20 protein-coding genes are annotated in these 17,100 nt (G+C 60.4%); 10 read left to right on the top strand and 10 right to left on the bottom strand.

The annotated features are described in order from the left end of the window. Positions 1-300 precede the first annotated feature (300 nt). From V5N12_RS12155 to V5N12_RS12145, 3 genes are all read right to left on the bottom strand, one after another. On the bottom strand, positions 301-675 hold the full coding sequence (locus V5N12_RS12155; RefSeq protein ID WP_332900100.1) for a PH domain-containing protein: 375 nt from the start codon (positions 673-675) through the stop codon (positions 301-303). A gap of 265 nt (positions 676-940) precedes the next feature. Continuing rightward, positions 941-1,975, bottom strand: a complete 1,035-nt coding sequence (locus V5N12_RS12150) for a hypothetical protein (RefSeq protein WP_332899433.1) — start codon at positions 1,973-1,975, stop codon at positions 941-943. A gap of 142 nt (positions 1,976-2,117) precedes the next feature. Next, on the bottom strand, positions 2,118-2,423 hold the full coding sequence (locus V5N12_RS12145; protein ID WP_332899432.1) for a hypothetical protein: 306 nt from the start codon (positions 2,421-2,423) through the stop codon (positions 2,118-2,120). A gap of 221 nt (positions 2,424-2,644) precedes the next feature. Between V5N12_RS12145 and dacZ the strand changes: the two genes are divergently transcribed. Both dacZ and V5N12_RS12135 read left to right on the top strand, forming a co-directional pair. Then, positions 2,645-3,457 carry a diadenylate cyclase DacZ gene (gene dacZ / locus V5N12_RS12140; protein ID WP_332899431.1) on the top strand — a complete coding sequence of 271 codons (813 nt, stop codon included), beginning with the start codon at positions 2,645-2,647 and terminating at the stop codon, positions 3,455-3,457. Positions 3,458-3,460: 3 nt separating this feature from the next. After that, positions 3,461-4,243 (top strand): mechanosensitive ion channel domain-containing protein, encoded by a 783-nt coding sequence (locus V5N12_RS12135; RefSeq protein ID WP_332899430.1) that lies wholly within the window; start codon positions 3,461-3,463, stop codon positions 4,241-4,243. Here the strand turns inward: V5N12_RS12135 and V5N12_RS12130 are convergent. Together V5N12_RS12130 and V5N12_RS12125 are read right to left on the bottom strand one after the other, a co-directional pair. After that, positions 4,240-4,755 carry an acyltransferase gene (locus tag V5N12_RS12130; RefSeq protein ID WP_332899429.1) on the bottom strand — a complete coding sequence of 172 codons (516 nt, stop codon included), beginning with the start codon at positions 4,753-4,755 and terminating at the stop codon, positions 4,240-4,242. The two genes, V5N12_RS12135 and V5N12_RS12130, sit on opposite strands and share 4 nt — an antisense overlap. A 31-nt stretch (positions 4,756-4,786) precedes the next feature. Continuing rightward, entirely contained in the window at positions 4,787-6,610 is a 1,824-nt protein-coding gene (locus V5N12_RS12125) for a DEAD/DEAH box helicase (RefSeq protein ID WP_332899428.1), read from the bottom strand. A gap of 119 nt (positions 6,611-6,729) precedes the next feature. Here V5N12_RS12125 and V5N12_RS12120 point away from each other — a divergent pair, with 119 nt between their 5' ends. Continuing rightward, entirely contained in the window at positions 6,730-6,933 is a 204-nt protein-coding gene (locus tag V5N12_RS12120; RefSeq protein ID WP_332899427.1) for a hypothetical protein, read from the top strand. A gap of 17 nt (positions 6,934-6,950) precedes the next feature. On the opposite strand, the gene purD is transcribed toward V5N12_RS12120, so the two are convergent. Both purD and V5N12_RS12110 read right to left on the bottom strand, forming a co-directional pair. Then, a complete protein-coding gene (purD, locus tag V5N12_RS12115; protein ID WP_332899426.1) occupies positions 6,951-8,240 on the bottom strand; it encodes a phosphoribosylamine--glycine ligase in 1,290 nt (429 codons plus the stop codon). A 70-nt stretch (positions 8,241-8,310) separates the two neighbouring features. Continuing rightward, the gene (locus V5N12_RS12110; protein ID WP_332899425.1) at positions 8,311-8,535 is read right to left on the bottom strand and encodes a hypothetical protein; all 225 of its coding nucleotides are present in this window, start codon (positions 8,533-8,535) and stop codon (positions 8,311-8,313) included. A 90-nt stretch (positions 8,536-8,625) separates the two neighbouring features. Here V5N12_RS12110 and V5N12_RS12105 point away from each other — a divergent pair, with 90 nt between their 5' ends. Genes V5N12_RS12105 through V5N12_RS12090 form a run of 4 tightly spaced genes read left to right on the top strand, consistent with a single transcriptional unit; the run spans position 8,626 to position 11,856 of the window. Continuing rightward, the gene (locus V5N12_RS12105; protein WP_332899424.1) at positions 8,626-8,796 is read left to right on the top strand and encodes a hypothetical protein; all 171 of its coding nucleotides are present in this window, start codon (positions 8,626-8,628) and stop codon (positions 8,794-8,796) included. Positions 8,797-8,828: 32 nt separating this feature from the next. Beyond that, a complete protein-coding gene (locus V5N12_RS12100) occupies positions 8,829-9,164 on the top strand; it encodes a hypothetical protein (protein WP_332899423.1) in 336 nt (111 codons plus the stop codon). A gap of 49 nt (positions 9,165-9,213) precedes the next feature. Next, a complete protein-coding gene (locus V5N12_RS12095) occupies positions 9,214-11,325 on the top strand; it encodes a thioredoxin domain-containing protein (protein WP_332899422.1) in 2,112 nt (703 codons plus the stop codon). Between the two features lie 42 nt (positions 11,326-11,367). After that, positions 11,368-11,856 (top strand): universal stress protein, encoded by a 489-nt coding sequence (locus V5N12_RS12090; RefSeq protein ID WP_332899421.1) that lies wholly within the window; start codon positions 11,368-11,370, stop codon positions 11,854-11,856. Here the strand turns inward: V5N12_RS12090 and V5N12_RS12085 are convergent. Together V5N12_RS12085 and V5N12_RS12080 are read right to left on the bottom strand one after the other, a co-directional pair. After that, complete coding sequence (locus V5N12_RS12085) at positions 11,853-12,215, bottom strand: thioredoxin family protein (protein ID WP_332899420.1); 363 nt, start codon at positions 12,213-12,215, stop codon at positions 11,853-11,855. The two genes, V5N12_RS12090 and V5N12_RS12085, sit on opposite strands and share 4 nt — an antisense overlap. Positions 12,216-12,264: 49 nt before the next feature. Further along, the gene (locus V5N12_RS12080) at positions 12,265-13,245 is read right to left on the bottom strand and encodes a metallophosphoesterase family protein (RefSeq protein WP_332899419.1); all 981 of its coding nucleotides are present in this window, start codon (positions 13,243-13,245) and stop codon (positions 12,265-12,267) included. 259 nt (positions 13,246-13,504) lie between these two features. On the opposite strand from V5N12_RS12080, the gene V5N12_RS12075 reads away from it, so the two are divergent. The 3 genes from V5N12_RS12075 (at position 13,505) to V5N12_RS12065 (ending at position 16,647) form a co-directional block, all read left to right on the top strand. Beyond that, positions 13,505-14,287, top strand: a complete 783-nt coding sequence (locus V5N12_RS12075) for a hypothetical protein (RefSeq protein ID WP_332899418.1) — start codon at positions 13,505-13,507, stop codon at positions 14,285-14,287. 428 nt (positions 14,288-14,715) lie between these two features. Continuing rightward, positions 14,716-15,660 carry a PLP-dependent cysteine synthase family protein gene (locus V5N12_RS12070; RefSeq protein WP_332899417.1) on the top strand — a complete coding sequence of 315 codons (945 nt, stop codon included), beginning with the start codon at positions 14,716-14,718 and terminating at the stop codon, positions 15,658-15,660. A 42-nt stretch (positions 15,661-15,702) separates the two neighbouring features. Then, complete coding sequence (locus tag V5N12_RS12065) at positions 15,703-16,647, top strand: alpha/beta hydrolase (protein ID WP_332899416.1); 945 nt, start codon at positions 15,703-15,705, stop codon at positions 16,645-16,647. Here V5N12_RS12065 and V5N12_RS12060 read toward each other — a convergent pair. Continuing rightward, complete coding sequence (locus V5N12_RS12060; protein ID WP_332899415.1) at positions 16,644-17,087, bottom strand: DUF5804 family protein; 444 nt, start codon at positions 17,085-17,087, stop codon at positions 16,644-16,646. The genes V5N12_RS12065 and V5N12_RS12060 overlap by 4 nt on opposite strands. Positions 17,088-17,100 lie beyond the last annotated feature (13 nt).

The raw sequence follows: 17,100 nt of genomic DNA, 5'->3' as shown, positions 1-17,100 counted from the left end.
CGCGAGCAATCTGGCGAGCGACGACAATCGAACGAGACGATTTGAATCCTGCAAGTCGCGCACAGCGAATGAAGTGAGCGAGCACGTCTTGCTCCGGTTCAAATCGGGTCCCACGCATTTTGCTGCGAACAAATTGGTGAGCAGCAATTGCTTAATGAGCCGATTTGAGCCCTGCAAGTCGCAGCCAGCGCAGGGCCGCAGGCCCGAGCAGGAACGTCTTGCTCCGGTTCAAATCGGGTCCCACGCACTTCTCGCAGAACAACATCCGCGACAGTGTTACCGCTCGCCAAACTCACTGACTCATGACATCACGTTTCGAATCTCATCGGCAAACGACTCTGAGTCATGCATATTCCGCATTCGGATTTCAAGCGAACTCCCCCCACCACTTGCAACACGAACGTTACCAAGACCGACCAGCGATTCAGTGACAGATTTGCGTTCTTGGACACCTCTAATTTTCGACAATGGGATTTCATGACGCGCAAGCGATATGAATCGATACTCATGGATAACGCGATTGTTGGTTACGTAGTAGTTCGTTAGTGTATTCGTCCAATAGGTATGTAGGCCGGTTGAGAATGTAAACAGGCCAAGAACGAACGTTATCGTGGGGTATACGTAAGGGATATTTGTAAAGTAGAGGAGATAGACTGTTGTGATTAACAGCGGCATCCCGATTGCAATCTTCACAAGTGCCACCCGCTGTGTGGGATGTCGTCGCGTGATTATTTGTTCCCCATCTTGTAACCGTGGTTTCTCTGGGGTTGCAACATAGTGGATGTACAATCCTATCGCTAAGATAATGAGACCAAAAACGCCAAACGGCATACCAACAGTAGGCGGGTAGTCACTCTGTAATAAGTAGAACCATGCTCCGGCGATAATAAACGGGAGGCCCAGTAAAGCACTCCAAAGTACTGGCTTTCCTCGTGCCATCTTACTTCCCCCTAATCAGCTGATAGACAATCCCCACCACGGAGAGGGCAAACCCACCGACTGTCATGAACAACGGATCTGTGAGAAAGGCTGCATCTTCGACGTTTTCACCGTTCTTGAAAAACCCACGTTGATGTGAAGTTTCGGTTGTCGTGGAAGAAACTGCTTTCTCCACTGTCGTTTCCGTACCAGCACTAGTTGTTGACGCTGATTGTGTTGTTGGCGCTGGAGCCGAATTTGGGGCTGCTGTCTTTGTTGAAGTTTTTTCTGCTATGGTTGTTTCCGTAGACGTCGGAGATGAGGTTGGTGTGGGTGTGGTCTTAGCACTGTTTTCATTATTAGTTCCTGAATGGATGGTCATTCCCTCACCTTCCTTTACACGTATTGTTGATGGTTCTGTAATGTTGAAAGAATCTGAATACTGTTTATTGGCTTCTCCATCAGTGTCGCCGGGAATTGTCACCGTAAATTCCACGATTCCAGTTGCCTCAATTCCTGTAAAATCAGCGTTCCTAATCACCAGATATCCTTCTTTATTTGTGCTAAGGAGATATGCAGATCCGCCAAAGCCACTGTCATCGCGGAAGTCGGGTTCTGCATTTGCTACTGGATTCCCATCGCTATCGAGAACTCGAACGTCGACTAGATACGCCTCAGGCACTTTTAATGTCCCAATATCTGTACGGCCTGACCCAACTGAATGGTATCCGAGCCCTTCAATATGTGGCACACCATTCAGTTCGGGCGCGTGAAGTTGTCCACTCCCTGACTTGTAGAGGCCCAGTTTATACCGCTGGTTTGAGGCCACCTCAGCTTCTAAAATACCATCTGAATCTGTTTCGTGGTAATCAAGACCACCTTGGCCACTCACCGCAATCTTTCTATTCGCAACTGGATTTCCGTTGTGGGCAACAACCGTGGCGGAGAGAATCGCGGTATCGTCCGCAGCAGAAGCACTTCCAGAGAGAACCGCTGCTCCAGTAGCGCAACCGACTCCATTTGAAATGAAATCCCTCCGACTCAAAATAGCTGACATACCTGAGGATATTTTGACTATTCAATAAATGTTGTGTCAACAACTTTTCGAATCCGTGAACTGGTTAGATGCTCTGCTTCTCCGCACGAAAGTTGTAATTGAGATGGGAAAACCAACAATTGTCTACCGCTAGAAAACCACCCTACTCCTTCGGTCGCCCACCATCCGCAAGCCGCTCCGTCTCGACCTCCGCAATAGGTTCTGCCTGATTCGTTTTCGAGAATCGGAGTTGCTCTTTGCCGGTGCCGTCTACGGCGCGAGCGTCTCGGTCACGTTGGAGTGCAGTCCCGATGCGGATGCCCGCGACGCCGAGGAAAAAGGGGACGAGGACCCACCAGAACAGGGGTTGCAGCCCGGCAAAATACCAGACGAGGGCTGCGATAGGGATGAGAACCACGAGCGCGACTCGCAGTCCCCACCAGGGCGTTGCTGTGCGGGGTGTTCGCATTGCCCAGTAATGGGTCTTGGTGGGGTTAAGTGTTCGGTCACACGCAAAATCACGGGCGTTGGGTGTGAGTGCTGACACGAAGTGGGCGTGGCCGTCTCCGGTTTGAGTGGGCGGTGCGTTCGTTTCACGGGAGAGAGTGCTAACTGTAATGCAGGTCGTGCCACGAAACCGCATCCGGGCGCCACAAACCTTTTTGTCGGCTTCACGAGTGGATAGAACTAATGAGTGAAATCCACGACCTCCTTGGGCCGATTGTGTCCGATGTCGATGCAATCTTGTTGTTCTCCCCAAGCGCGTCGTACTACGGGCGTTTCGCAGAGGTTGATGACGTTTCAGTCGTGGTTATCTCCCCCGAAAACACGGTCTCTGCGGCCGAATTTGTGGAACTTCCGCTTGAGTTCGACGACGTTGCCGCGCGCATCCGCTACGGCATCGAGGGTGCCATCGAGAACGACCTCATCGACGACGGCGACGACCTGCTCTGTGCGACGAAGATGTTCGACGAGGACATCGACTCGCTCACGCGGGTTCGCGCGAGCGAGTTCACCCACACGGGCATCTACGACCTCTTTATGAACTCGCGGGCAGAGCCAGCGGTCATCCGCGACGTGCTCGAAGTCGCCATCGAACTCGGGAAGAAAGGACAGAAGGGCAAGCCAGTGGGCGCGCTGTTCGTCGTTGGCGACGCGGGCAAGGTGATGAACAAGTCCCGGCCGCTTTCGTACAACCCGTTCGAGAAATCGCACGTCCACGTCGGCGACCCCATCGTGAACGTCATGCTCAAGGAGTTCTCCCGTCTCGACGGCGCGTTCGTCATCTCCGATGCGGGAAAAATCGTCTCTGCCTACCGCTACCTCGAACCCTCTGCTGAGGGTGTGGACATCCCCAAAGGGCTTGGGGCGCGCCACATGGCGGCGGCGGCGACCACCCGCGACACGAACGCCATCTGTATCGTGTTGAGCGAGAGCGACGGGCTGGTTCGGGCATTCAAAGGCGGCGAACTCATCCTGGAACTCGACCCCGAGGAGTACTGAGCCATGGTGGAGATAATCTCCCAACTCGAACAGTTGCTCACCCAGGAGTTTCGATTCTTCGTCGCGCTGTTTGTCTTGATTGGCGGGCTCTTGCTCGGCTACGTGGTGAGCCGCGCCTTGCGGCGACTGCTTATCTCCTCTGGTGTGCCCCAAGCAGTCGAGGGGACGCCCTTTGAGCGAACCGCGCGTGGCATCGGAACCTCAACGGTATCGCTCCTCGCCCAACTCACTGGGCTGTTTATCGCTCTGCTTGCCGCGTTGCTCGCCCTTCGCATTGCGGGGCTGAGCACGGAGTTCTTCTTCGGGCAGCTCACGGCGTTCATGCCGCGGCTGTTCATCGCTGCGCTCGCCATCATTCTCGGACTCATCATCTCTGATAAGGCAGAACTCGTCGTGAGCGAGCGCCTTCGGAGCATCAAACTCCCCGAAGTGAACATCATCCCGAAGATCGTCCGCTACAGCATCATCTACATCGCCGTGCTCATTGCGCTCGGCCAGATTGGCGTTGCGACGGGCGCGCTGCTCATCTTGCTCGGCGTGTACGTGTTCGGCGTCGTGTTCCTCGGCGGGCTTGCCTTCCGCGACCTGCTCACGTCGAGTGCGGCGGGCATCTATCTCCTGCTCAACCAGCCCTACGGCATTGGCGACGAGATTGCGATTGGCGACCGACGCGGCATCGTCCAAGAGGTGGACGTGTTCGTCACGCACATCGAAAGCGACGGAGAAGAGTACATCATACCAAACGCCCACGTCTTCGACTCGGGCATCGTTCGGATTCGAACCTAACTGTCGTCTGCGGACATTTCTGTTGCCGGGACACCTGCGACCGTCGCCCCGGCAGGCACGTCGCGCGTCACGAGTGAGTTCGCCGCCACCTGCGCGCCGTCGCCGATGGTTACGCCCGGGAGGACGATTGCGCCCGCGCCAATCATCGCGCGTTTGCCGATGTGTACCTCGCCCGTGCGGTACTCGTGTTGAAGAAACTCGTGGCAGAGAATCGTGGCGTTGTAGCCGATGATGGCGTGGTCATCGACCGTAATCAGGTCGGGCCAAAACACGTCCGGCGTCGATTCTAAGCCCCATGAAACACCAGTCCCGATGGTGACACCAATCGCGCCCAAGAGCCAGTTTTTGAGCCGGAGGCTCGGCGAGATGCGCGCGAGGACGATGACGGCGTAGTTGAGCGACACGCGAAGCGGGTTGCGGGCGCTCGTCCAGTGACGAAGCGAGTTCTGCGTGCCCGGAGTCGGGTGGCGCGTGATGCGGTCGTGGCGCGAAGGCGGCGGGTCGTCAGTCACGCAGAACAGTTCGGCCGTGGTGAATTTGAACTTACCCCCACGCGCTCGACTCAGCTTCGACGATGCGGACGCCTTTTGCTGCAAGATGGCGCATGCGCTGGCGGGCGAAATCCTCCTCTGCGGTGCCCCGCGTCGCGAGCACGTACATCCGGGAGTTGCCCATCGGGCGCATGGTGCGTCCGGCGCGCTGGGCACCCTGCCTGCGAGACCCACCGAGGCCGGAGGCGGCGATGGCCACCGACGCCTCCGGCAGGTCGATGCCCTCGTCGCCAATCCGCGAGACGATGAGCGCGTCGCGCGGGCCGGTGTTGAACTGCGAGAACAGCCGTCTGCGCTCTGCGTGCGGGGTCTCGCCGCTCACGAACGGGATGTTGAGTTCCTCGCTCAACTGGCGGCCCTGTTCTAAGTATTCGACGAAGATGAGTGCCTTTTCGCCGGGATGCTCGCCAAGAATCGCCCGCACCTCCGCGACTTTCGCGGGATTCGAGGCGGCAACCATGCGCTTTTCGTGCCCCTCCGCGCTGCCGTACTCGTTCACACCGAGTTCGTCCACGAACGGCACGTAGCGAATCTCCACCTCCGGCTCTGCGACGTAGCCCGCCTCGAACAACGCTCCCCAGTCGGTGCCGATTGGCGGCCCGATGAGCGTGAAAATCTCCTGTTGCTTGTCGTCTTCGCGGATGGGCGTCGCAGAGAGACCGAGTCGGTGGCGAGTTTGCAAATCTGCACTCCGGCGGTGGATTGGACTCGGGATGTGGTGGACTTCGTCGTAGACGATGAGCCCCCAGCGACGCTCGTCGAACAGCATGCGGTGGCGGTCCATCCCCGCCGTCTGGTAGGTGGCGATAGTGACGGGCCGAATTTCTTTTTTCCCGCCGTGATACTCGCCGACTTGGTCGGGTTCGAGCGTGGTGTGGAGCAGGATTTCGTCGCGCCACTGGGCGGCGAGTTCGCGCCCCGGCACGAGAATCAGCGTCTCACCTTCCACGGCGGCCATCACGCCGAGCGCGGCGATGGTCTTCCCGCTTCCCGGCGGCCCGACGAGCACGCCGGATTTAGCTTCCAGAAAGCGCGTGACCCACGTTTTCTGGTAGTCGCGCAACTGCAAGTGGAGGTCGTGGGGAAGCGCGTCTCCCTCCTCTAAGGTGCGTTCGTCCTGCACCGGATAGCCCGCCTCGTAGAGCGTGCGTTTGACCGAAGCCGTCGAATCGCTCGCGACCCACGCCTCCTCGTCTGAGATGCGAGCGCGAATCTCGCCGTTCGTGAGCTTCGGGAGGGCGACGTTGCCGAGTAAGTCTGCACTGCCTGCTTCGAGGACGACGTAGCCGTCTGCGTGGGTGTACAGCCGGAACTTCCGGGCACGCTCCCACTGGCTTTCGACCCACTCCTCTAAGTGCGGCGAGCGCTCGCCGAACGCCTGGCGCATGGTTCGAAGCAGGTCGTCTAAGCTGTCGTAGGGGGCCTGCCAGATGTCCTCCTCGCGGAGTTTGTAGACGTAGCCGCCCGTCCGATTGGTTTCGACGAGGTGGGAGAACTGCGTGAGCTGAGCGCGGGTGAACTGCGAGGGGTGGTCAACGACGACTTCGCGGCGTTTCGGGAACAGGACGACGCGCTCGCGGTTGGTCGTCTCCTTCCAATCACGGGGATACCAGACGATGGGGTCGGTTTCGACGTCGAGCGATTCGACGCGCCCGTCTCCAGTAAGCGTGGCGAGGGCGTCGCTCGCCTGCGCTTGCGTGATATCGAGCCATCTGGCAACTTCGCTCGCGGTGACGACCGGGCGGCCCCGGTCTTCGAGTACGTCATAGAACTCGTCTATATCGAGGGCGTCGAGAGAGTCCGCTGAATCGGTCACTACCACGCAGAAGGGCGGGGACGACCAAAAGCCCCGTGCGTTTTCGCTGACGGTGAACTGTTCAGCTCCTCAATGCTTTTCGCCGTCGCACGCGTATTTTCTCTATCGACTCTCGGGTGGTGTCACTCCGTGCCGACGGCCTCCGCCGGAAATTCGACGGCTCCGTCGCGCTGGATGGCGTCAGCGTTACCCTTTCGGGGCCGGAAATCGTCGGCCTCGACGTGGGGACGGTAGACGACCTCTGGATTGCCGCAGTGGCGCTGGTGCTCTTTTCAGAACTCTCGATACTCGCCGCAGACGCGCTCATCCGCAGAAATGAGTGAGTGGGGGTGTGTCCGGCCTACTGGCCGCGCAGTTCCTGCATGTGGTCGATGCGGCGCTGGACGAGGTCTGCCTTCCCGATGTCGTGGCGGATGTGCAGGCCGTCTTCACCGGCGACGGCAAGCGCGTCCTCTGCGATTTTCTCGGCTTCGGCAATCGTGTCCGCGACGCCGACGAGGGCGAACGAACGCGAGGTAGTCGTGTAGATGCCGTCGTCGCGCTCGTCGACGCTCGCGTAGTAGAGCAGCGCGTCTCCGGCGCTCTCTTCGTCGACTTCGACTTTGGCTCCCGCCGTCGGGTTCTCGGGGTAGCCGTCTGGAACCGCGTATTTGCACACCGTCGCCTGTGCGGCGAAGGCGAGTTCCGGCAGCTCATCGCCATCTCGGGCGGCGGTAAGAATTTCAGAGAATTTGGTTTCGAGGACGGGCAGGGTGTTCATCGCCTCTGGGTCGCCAAAGCGCGCGTTGAACTCGATGACCTTCGGCCCTTCGGTCGTGAGCATGAACTGGCCGTAGAGGATGCCCTTGTACCCATCTAAGGCAGACACCGTCGCGTCGAGGATGTCGAGCGCCGCGTCGTAGTCGGCTTCGGTCATGAACGGGAGCGCCCATGTCGCATCGGAGTAGCTTCCCATGCCGCCGGTGTTCGGTCCTTCGTCGCCCTCGTAGGCGCGCTTGTGGTCTTGGACGGCGGGTGTGGCGCGGAACTCGCCGTTTGCGACGAACGCTTGTACTGTGAACTCCTCGCCGATGAGGCGTTCCTCTAAGACGATTCTGTCGTAGTCGTTTTCTCGGATGTACTGCTTTGCACCCTCGGCGTCGACTTGGTCGCCCATGACGACGACGCCCTTGCCGCCGGTGAGACCCGCGGGCTTGACCACGAGGTCGCCGTCGTAGTCGTCGATGTACGCGCAGGCTTCCTCGTCGTCGTCGAACGTCTCGAAGTCGGGACAGCCAGGAATCCCCGCATCGCGCATGAACCGGCGCTGGAACGCCTTGTCCGTCTCGATGCGCGCTTCTTCTGCGTGCGGGCCAAAGGCGTAGATGCCCGCCTCGTCGAGTGCGTCTGCGACGCCTGCCGCGAGGGGAGCCTCGGGGCCGACAACGGCGATGGTTGCGCCAACCTCCTCGGCGTAGGCGACGATAGCCTCCGGGTCGGTCTCAGAGAGCGACTCGAACCCGTCTGCGAGTCGCGCGATGCCGGGGTTGCGGTTGCTCGCACAGGCGTAGAGGTTCACGTCGGGCGCAAGGGCGCGGGCGATGGCGTGCTCGCGGCCGCCGCCACCGACAAGCAGGATGGTCTCGGTCATATCCGAATACCCTGCGCATAGGAGTGTAAAGGTTGCTCTTCAGGACACGAGAACTATCCACGAACGTGTATCATCTTCCGGTTCGATTCACCGCGAGGACGTACAGGACGGCCGTGACGATACCCGTATACTGGAGCGTGCCCGCGATCGTGGAACCGAAGCCGCGAAGCAGTGGGATGAATGAGAACAGTTCTCCCACGATGAGCGCGGCGAAATAGCCCACGAAGATGATGGCGGCGATGTATTTTGCGTGTGTGAGAAGCCAACTGACGTTTGGTTGTGCATTCCGGTGCATACGTGTTCAAACCGCTTCACTGAGATAACTGTATCAGGTTTCAGAACATTCGCCACAATCTTGTTACGGCCATTGGTTGAACTGGGTCGTATGCCTCGTGACACATTCATTTCGTGGAAGTGGTTCGTGCTGTTTCTACTCGTTCCGGGGTTGGCGCTCGTCGCCATCGTTTTCTTTCCGATAACGCTCGCCGTCCTGTTCTGGCTCTATTATCGCGGGAAAGCGCAGGCAAGCGGGAAACACCAAACTGAAACCGCGTAGGTATTTACTGTCATTTTGCTACTGATTATACAATGAATCGAGCCCGGCTTTCAGAGTGGATAATCGTCGCCCACGCGACGACAGCCCTCTCCCTCCACGTCTTCCTACTGCTCTGGATTGGAGCCATCTTCCTCCCGATTCCAGACATGGTCCAGTCTGCACTCGTGGTGGCTATTCCGCTTCCAATACTTCTTGCAATCCCATTTTTCTACGCGTTCCAGTTCCAAAAACGCGTGATGGCAGAAGAGTTCGGCTGGTCACCAACCACACTCTACTATCTGGCCGCCCTGCCAATGATGACGATGCTCCTGTCTGCAGTGTATCTCCTCAATCGGCGACGACGCATTGGGCAGTATCACCTCGTCTGAACCGACCCTAACTTCGACCTTTTACGTGTCCAGAGTCAGTACGTCAACTATGGACAACCCCACCGGACCCAACCGGTTGTCGGAAGAGGAAAGCCCCTACCTCCGACAGCACGCGGACAATCCCGTGAACTGGCAGCCGTGGGACGACGACGCCTTAGACGCCGCCCGCGAGCGAGACGTGCCTATCTTCCTCTCGATTGGCTACTCGGCGTGCCACTGGTGTCACGTCATGGAAGAAGAGAGCTTCGAGGACGAGGCCGTGGCCGAACTCATGAACGAAAAGTTCGTGCCCATCAAAGTTGACCGCGAGGAGCGCCCGGACTTAGACCGCATCTACCAGACCATCGGCCAGCTCGTGACCGCCCACGGCGGGTGGCCGCTCTCCGTCTGGCTCACTCCGCAGGGCAAACCGTTCTACGTCGGGACGTACTTCCCGAAAGAGCCGCGCGGCCAGATGCCGGGCTTTCTCGACTTGCTCGACAACATCGCCCACTCGTGGGAACACGACCGCGAGGAAATCGAGAACCGGGCGACGCAGTGGACGGCGGCGCTCACCGACGAACTCGAAGACGTGCCAGACCAGCCCGGCGAGGCTCCCGGTTCTGACCTCCTCGACTCAGCCGCGAACGCCGCCCTCAGAAGTGCCGACCGCGAGTACGGCGGCTTCGGGTCCAGTGGCCCGAAGTTCCCCCAGACCACGCGCCTCGACCTGCTCTTTCGCGCCTACGGCCGAACCGGCCGCGACGCGTACCGCGAAGTCGCGCTCGAAAATTTGGATGCTATGATTTCGGGTGGACTCTACGACCACGCGGGCGGCGGCTTCCACCGGTACGTCGTCGACCAGACGTGGACAGTTCCCCACTTCGAGAAGATGCTCTATGACAACGCAGAGATTTCTCGCGCCTTGCTCTCGGGCTATCAGGTGACCGGAAACGAACGCTATGCCGATGTGGTGCGCGAGACGTTCGCGTTCGTTTCGCGCGAACTCACCCACGACGAAGGCGGCTTCTTCAGCACCTTAGACGCCCAAAGCGAGGGCGAGGAAGGCAAGTTCTACGTCTGGACGAGCGCGCAAATCCGCGAGGCCGTCGCAGACGAGCAGGCGGCGAACATCTTCATCGACCGCTTCGGCGTTACGAAACGCGGCAACTTCGAGGGAACCACCGTTCTCGGCCTCGCAAAGAGCATCGAAGACATCGCAGAAAAGTACGACCTGAGCGAGGAGGAAGTCGAGGAGCAAATCGACCTCGCCCGCGAGCAGGTGTTCGAAGCGCGCACCGAGCGTGTTCGCCCCGCCCGCGACGAGAAGGTGCTTGCCAGTTGGAACGGGATGATGATTTCCGCGTTCGCGCAGGGAGGCCTCGTTCTGGAAGACGAGTACGCAGACACCGCAGAACGCGCGCTCGCGTTCGTCCGCCGCCATCTCTGGGATGAGGAAACCCAGACGCTCTCGCGGCGATTCAAAGACGGCGACGTGAAAGGTGACGGCTACCTTGAGGACTACGCCTTCCTCGGACGCGGCGCGTTCGACCTCTATCAGACGACGGGCGACGTAGCACACCTCGCCTTCGCCCTCAAGCTGGCTCGCGCCATCGACCGCGAGTTCTGGGACGACGAGCGCGGGACACTCTATTTCACCCCTGAATCGGGCGAAGCGCTCGTCACCCGCCCACAGGAACTCGGTGACCAGTCCACGCCGTCAAGCGTGGGCGTCGCCCTCGACTTGTTCCAGTCGCTCGCCCACTTCGCGCCGGACGAAGAGTTCGCCGAGAAGGCAGAGCGCGTCGTCGAAACCCACGCGGCGAAGATTCAGGCGAATCCGCTCCAGTACGGCACGCTCGCACTCGCCGCAGACCGCCTTGCCACGGGCGACCTTGAAGTGACCGTCGTGGCTGATTCGCTCCCGGAAGCGTGGCGCGAGCGCCTTGCTCGGACGTACGTCCCAAGTCTCATTCTCTCCCAGCGGCCGGCCGCGGACGCAGCACTGGAGGCGTGGCTGGCTGAATTGGGCGTCGAAGAAGTGCCACCAATCTGGGCAGCGCGCACCCAACAGGACGGCGAACCGACCGTCTACGTCTGTCGGTCGTTCACCTGTTCGCCGCCGCAGACGGACATAGACGAGGCGCTGTCGTGGGCTGAACAGCTTCAACCGAACGCCTAATTCTCCCATGGAGTTTTGTTGATTCGACCCAACGTGTCAGTAATGACGTTTGTCGTCCCGTTTGATGGCTCGAAGCTTGCAGCGGCCGCCCTGATTCGAGCAACGGAGTTTGGCAACGATTTGAACGAGCGCGTGGTCGCGGTGAGCATCATTCCGCAGGATGATTTCTCCTACGCCAAAGACCACGGGTGGGTCGAATCTGGCGACGAGTTCGACGTAGAGGCCATCGTCTCTAACCTTCACAAACAGGTCACCAAGATTGCGCCGAGTGCGGATTTCCGACACGAGACCGTTGGGCGGTTCGCCACGTCGGGAACGATTGCGCTCTCCCTGCGCCGTATCGCGAAAAACGAGAAGGCGTCGATGGTGTTCATCGGGAGTGAGAACGCCGGGCGGCTCGTCTCAAGTCTGTCGAGCGTCGGAAGCATGGTCTCTGCAGACCAACTGTACGATGTCGTCATCGTACGATCCCACGGGCCGACGAAAATCGAGCGGCTGCGGGAGAAATCGGACTTTTATCAGGTGGACTAAAGCGTCTCCTGCAGGCGGTCTGCGAGGTAGACGGCGGCTGGCTGTGGTTCCTGTTCGACGAAGCGGGCGACTTCTTCGCCGTCGCGCTCTACGACGATAGTCGGGATGTACTCGATACCGTACTCTTCGGTGAGTTCGCCGTTTTTGTCGTTGTCCACCGGGTACTCGTGGATGTTCTCCTCGGGGACGCCCGCGGCGGCCATCGCGGCGGCGAAGTCAGGGAGCTGGTTGCGACAGTCGCCACACCAATCGCCGCCCCAGACGCGAATCGTGAGTTCGTCGCCGAGCGCAGCGAACGTCTCGACGGTCGAGGGATAGGATTCTGCGTCCCAGACGGGATTCGGTGACATCGTTTCCATGGGCCCGGCTACGAAGTGGATTCACTTAACAAACGCGCTCAGTGCAACTTCAGACGAACTCGTCGTGTAGGGGCAGCGATTCTAAGTGGAACTGGGTGAGCTCTGCGACCGCCTTACTCCGGTCTGAGTAATCTTGGGCGAGCATGTACGCCTCCGCCGCCCCAGCACCGTCCGCGACGGGCACGTATCGGACGGTCGTGCCCAGCTCGTCGACGGTGAGCAACAGGTAGCCCTGTGGATACGAGGAGAGTGCGGGGCAGATGAGCTCGTTGATGCGCTCGGTTTGGGCGACTGCGGGGATGTGCAAGTGCCCTGAGAGCGTGAGCGACACGTCGTGGGCTTCGAGCACTTCGACGAGCGGGTCGTAGTCGAGCATCGGGAACGACGATCGCCACGAGACGCCGCCGGTCAACTCGAGCATGCCGGGGAGATTGTGGTGCATGACGACGAGCGGGCAAATCGCTTCGTCGAGCACCTCGTCGAGCCACGCAATCTGCGCGGCCGAAATCTGGCCCTTGTGGGTGGCAGAAAGCGACTCGTTCGGGCCAGTCGCAGAGTCGAGGCCAATCACGTCTACACCACCGATGCGCGTTCGGAAGGGCAGGCCACCGGGCGTGAACGTTTCTGCAAACCAGTCGAGGGTGGCAACCTCGTGCTGGTCAAAATCCTTTGGCACGTCGTGATTGCCGGGGACGGCGACGGCGGGCGCGTCGATGTCGGCGAACAGCGCTGCGACACGCTCGAAATCCCCTTGTTCACCGTTTTCGGTCAGGTCGCCGGTGAACACGACGCCGTCTACCTCGCGGGCGTTGATATCGGAAATGGCGGTTTGCAGGCGTTGTTCGGTGCGGTGATACACCTTCCAACTGCCGGACTCACGAGTTGAGAGGTGGACGTCAGAGATAATCGCGAGCGTGGTCTGCGTGTCGGTACGTGGACGGGCGAAGCGGGCGAACAGCGGGCCTGCGTCGGCGTGGGTGTGGGCGGACGGCTGCCGACTGGATTGCTGGGGGAGTTCCCGGCTGGTCATGCGGCTTGCCCGTGAGTTAGATGCGGGGAGAATAAGCGTTCCTATCGTGTTGCTTGATAGCACAATCCTCTCCCCTAGCTGATGAGACCCGTGGAGCCTTCACGTGGTTTTTCGCCCCTCACGAGCCGGATTCGGTCGATGTTCTCCGATAGCTCGCCAAAATCTATTGCTGACACAATAGCTGTATGTATCTCGATTTTGGACAGTCAGTGCGCGCTCAAAAAAACGCTAAGCCGCTCACCGTATTACAGAGAGCGTTGTGACGCATGTTGGGATTTCGTACTGGGAGGCAGGTGGAAACCAGACGAAACAGCGGGTGTTCCGGGCGCTCGCAGACCACGTCACGGTCACGCTTCTCGACCCAACGACCGAGCACACTGACCTCGACGCACGCGGCTTCGACCTCTATCACCTCGCAAAGCGCAGAGCCGCCTCGCTGCGTGACTTACACCGCGCGGCACTCGCGGGCATTCCAACGTTGAACCCGCCGGTCGGCGTCGCACTCACGAGCGACCGCGTGGCGACCCTCGACGTGCTCAGTCAGGGCGGAATTTCGGTTCCCGCCTACGAGTACGGTCGCGCAAGCGACGTGTCTCTCACGCCGCCGGTCATCGTCAAAACCCGCCATGAGACGGATGTGGCCGCCCATGACCACGACGTGTTCTTCGAGGAAGCACCTGCGTTTGTAGGCGCGCGGCTCGTCCAACAGTACCTTCCGGAGACGCGCCACCTGAAGGTGTATCGCCTCGGTGCGGCGATACGGGTGGTCGAACTCGGAGCCGGACGCGGCGTGGTTCACCGCGAACTCGACCCAACGCCGCAACTCGTCGCGTTAACTGACCGCATCGCGGCGCTCACCGGCCTTTCGCTGTTCGAAGTAGACGTACTCGACGGGCCACTCCCGGTGGTCGTTGACGTGAATCCCGTCGTCAGCCTCGCTGGGGTGGCAGATGCAGAGCGGGTGTATCTCGCGTTCCTCCTCTCGCAGCTTCGCCGGGCGGTGCCCCAGTCGGAAGCGCCAGCGGCGGTGTCGCTCGATTGAGCACGGCGTGGAGGCCCCAAGCATACCTGGCGCGAAAAGAGACGGGTGAGACTCGGCTCTCCGGAAGCGACACCGTCTGCAGGAAGGGTGGTGGCACGGATGTGATGACGATGCGGGTGTGCTACCGTCCCTTGCTACGCGACAGGGAACTCCCTGTGGCGAAGCCGATTTGTCTCTGTGCCGTCTGCTACGTCCCGTTAGTCGACCGGTGAGCGGATGCCGTCAACTAACGTGGACAGCTATGCCTATTCGGTAGACCCGCATTATTATCTGGGGGATAATACGTCGGTAAAATCTCATTACAAATGCATTAAGGATGGTGAAAACGGTGAGCTTCTGTGCATGAACGGCCACACGCCGTCACGAACGGACAGTCATGTTGGCCGAGTCCATCACCGGTATAAGCGCCCGTTCCGTAGGTGGGAGCAATGAAGGACAGTATTCTCGATACTGTCGGGACGCCGCTCGTTCGCATTCACTCCCCCCCGGGCTCGATTATCGCGGCCAAGCTGGAGTCGTTCAATCCCGGTGGCTCCGCGAAAGACCGACCGGCCATCTCGATGATTCGAGCCGCAGAAGCGGCCGGTGTACTCGACGCCGACTCGCACATCGTCGAACCGACGAGCGGCAACACCGGCATCGGTATCGCCCTCGCGTGTGCTGCGCTCGGTTACGACCTCACCATCGTCATGCCCGCCTCGAAGTCGAAAGAGCGCCGCCAACTCATGAAAGCCTACGGCGCGAACCTCGAACTCGTCGAAGGCGAGATGACCGACGCCCGCGACCGGGCAGACCAACTCACCGAGCAGAACGGCTACGTCCAACTCGGTCAGTTCGAGAACGAAGCCAACCCGGACGCCCACTACCGGATGACCGCAGCAGAAATCTTGGAGGACATTGGCGACCGCACCGTAGACGCCTTCGTCGCCGCCGTTGGAACGGGCGGCACCATCACCGGCACCGCAACCCGCCTCCGAGAGGAATTCCCGGAGATGGAAGTCATCGCCGTCGAACCCGAGAAAAACGCCGTCCTCTCGACGGGCAAACCGGGCCGCGACGACTATCAGGGCATGGGGCCGGGATTCGTGAGCGACCTGCTCGACGTAGACCTCTTAGACGACGTCGTGACCGTTCCGCTCGCGGACGCAGAAGTCGAGTGTCGCAGACTCGCCCGCGAGGAGGGGATTCTCGTGGGGCAATCGTCCGGCGCGGCAGCAATCGCCGCCCGTCAGGTGGCAACACGCCTTGCAACCCCTGAGACTGACTGCGAGGCCGCGACCGACGGTGGCACGCCGGACGCAGACTGTCCGCTCGTCATCACCGTGTTCCCCGACAGCGGCGAACGCTACCTCTCTACGGGCCTGTTCGACTAACCTGCCGTCACGTTTACACTGTCACCCTTTGTCGGTTCGCGCATGTCCAGACGAACCGCCCTCGATTCACAACTGGTCGAGGTGCTCGCAGATATCGACGCGATGGGCATCCCGCCGTGGCACGCGCTCTCCGTCGACGCCGCTCGCCAACTCGAAGACGACCTGTTCTCTGCGGGTGGCGGCCCCGAAGTCGCGCGCATCGAGGCGTTCGGTATCGACCGACGAGACGGGAGTGGTTCGATTCCGATTCGCGCCTACCACCCCAACACGGCCGCAGAAACCCCACCGATTCTCGTCTTCTACCACGGCGGGCTTTGGGCGATGGGAACGCTCGATTCGGCCGACGACCTGTGTCGGAATCTCGCCGCCCGCGTCGGCGCACTCGTCGTTTCTGTGGACTACCGCCTCGCGCCTGAACACCCGTTTCCCGCGGGGTTAGAAGACGCCTACGCCGCCTTCGAGTGGGCAAACGCGTTCGGACACACGCTCGGCGGCGACCCGACACGCGTCGGCGTCGTTGGCTCCAGTTCGGGCGGCAACCTCGCCGCCGCCGTCGTGCGCTGGGCGCGAGAAGACGGCCACGACATCGCCGTCCACGCCCTGCTCTACCCGATTCTCAGTGCCCAGTTCGACCATGGCTCATACGTCGAGAACGCGGACGGGCCGCTGCTCAAAACCGCCGACGTGCGCCACTACTTCGACCACTATCTCAGGACTCCGGTCGACGCCTTTCACCCATTTGTCGCGCCGCTCGCAATCGCAGAAGTTGACAACCTCGCGCCCGCAGTCATCGTCACGGGCGGCCACGACCCGCTTCGCGACGACGGCTTTGCGTATGCAGCCCAATTGACCAAGGCAGATATTGATGTCGCTCACCATCACGAACCGTCGCTGTGTCACGGCTTTTTGAGCCTCGCAGACGACGTAGACCGGGCGGCCGACGCATTCGAGACGGTGTCGGCGGCGATTCGAGAGCGGTTGCGTTAAAATTCGGCTTCGGTGACGCGCACGATGACGGTTTCTTCTACCTCAGCTAGGTCGTAGTCCGGGAGCGTGCCGTCGCGTTCGACGGCGAGCGGTTCGGTGAGTTGGCCGTCTTTCACGCCGTAGATGTGGACGAACGCGGCAGACTGCTCGCGACTGACGGCTCCGTCGCGGATGGCGCGGGCGAGTTTCCGCGAGAGCCACTCGTCCTCGGCGACGCTCGGCTCGTTTACGAGCGTCAACTGGGCAAAGCGGACGAGATACCAGTTCAAGTCGTTCATCAACGAGACGGCCGCGCCAAGAGAAATCGTATCGATAGCAATCGAGTTGGCGTAGGGTTTGTGCAGTCGGTACGTCGAGAGTGCCTCGCGGGCGGTGTCCCGCGACAGCAGTTCGTACCGAAGCTCGACCTCCGGCGACCCGACGATACACACCTGCGTCATACCGAACACGAAT

Source organism: Haladaptatus sp. CMSO5 (genome assembly GCF_036689885.1).
GTDB lineage: Archaea > Halobacteriota > Halobacteria > Halobacteriales > Halococcaceae > QDMS2.
Note: the sequence above shows the minus strand (reverse complement) of the source record. Positions and strands in the feature narration are given on the sequence as shown.

What these genes read in the sequence shown, in the direction of transcription:
- V5N12_RS12155 (WP_332900100.1), bottom strand. Translation starts at nt 675, where the DNA reads ATGCCGCTGTTAATCACAACAGTCTATCTCCTCTACTTTACAAATATC.
- V5N12_RS12150 (WP_332899433.1), bottom strand. Translation starts at nt 1,975, where the DNA reads ATGTCAGCTATTTTGAGTCGGAGGGATTTCATTTCAAATGGAGTCGGT.
- V5N12_RS12145 (WP_332899432.1), bottom strand. Translation starts at nt 2,423, where the DNA reads ATGCGAACACCCCGCACAGCAACGCCCTGGTGGGGACTGCGAGTCGCG.
- dacZ (WP_332899431.1), top strand. Translation starts at nt 2,645, where the DNA reads ATGAGTGAAATCCACGACCTCCTTGGGCCGATTGTGTCCGATGTCGAT.
- V5N12_RS12135 (WP_332899430.1), top strand. Translation starts at nt 3,461, where the DNA reads ATGGTGGAGATAATCTCCCAACTCGAACAGTTGCTCACCCAGGAGTTT.
- purD (WP_332899426.1), bottom strand. Translation starts at nt 8,240, where the DNA reads ATGACCGAGACCATCCTGCTTGTCGGTGGCGGCGGCCGCGAGCACGCC.
- V5N12_RS12110 (WP_332899425.1), bottom strand. Translation starts at nt 8,535, where the DNA reads ATGCACCGGAATGCACAACCAAACGTCAGTTGGCTTCTCACACACGCA.
- V5N12_RS12105 (WP_332899424.1), top strand. Translation starts at nt 8,626, where the DNA reads ATGCCTCGTGACACATTCATTTCGTGGAAGTGGTTCGTGCTGTTTCTA.
- V5N12_RS12100 (WP_332899423.1), top strand. Translation starts at nt 8,829, where the DNA reads ATGAATCGAGCCCGGCTTTCAGAGTGGATAATCGTCGCCCACGCGACG.
- V5N12_RS12095 (WP_332899422.1), top strand. Translation starts at nt 9,214, where the DNA reads ATGGACAACCCCACCGGACCCAACCGGTTGTCGGAAGAGGAAAGCCCC.
- V5N12_RS12090 (WP_332899421.1), top strand. Translation starts at nt 11,368, where the DNA reads ATGACGTTTGTCGTCCCGTTTGATGGCTCGAAGCTTGCAGCGGCCGCC.
- V5N12_RS12085 (WP_332899420.1), bottom strand. Translation starts at nt 12,215, where the DNA reads ATGGAAACGATGTCACCGAATCCCGTCTGGGACGCAGAATCCTATCCC.
- V5N12_RS12080 (WP_332899419.1), bottom strand. Translation starts at nt 13,245, where the DNA reads ATGACCAGCCGGGAACTCCCCCAGCAATCCAGTCGGCAGCCGTCCGCC.
- V5N12_RS12070 (WP_332899417.1), top strand. Translation starts at nt 14,716, where the DNA reads ATGAAGGACAGTATTCTCGATACTGTCGGGACGCCGCTCGTTCGCATT.
- V5N12_RS12065 (WP_332899416.1), top strand. Translation starts at nt 15,703, where the DNA reads ATGTCCAGACGAACCGCCCTCGATTCACAACTGGTCGAGGTGCTCGCA.
- V5N12_RS12060 (WP_332899415.1), bottom strand. Translation starts at nt 17,087, where the DNA reads ATGACGCAGGTGTGTATCGTCGGGTCGCCGGAGGTCGAGCTTCGGTAC.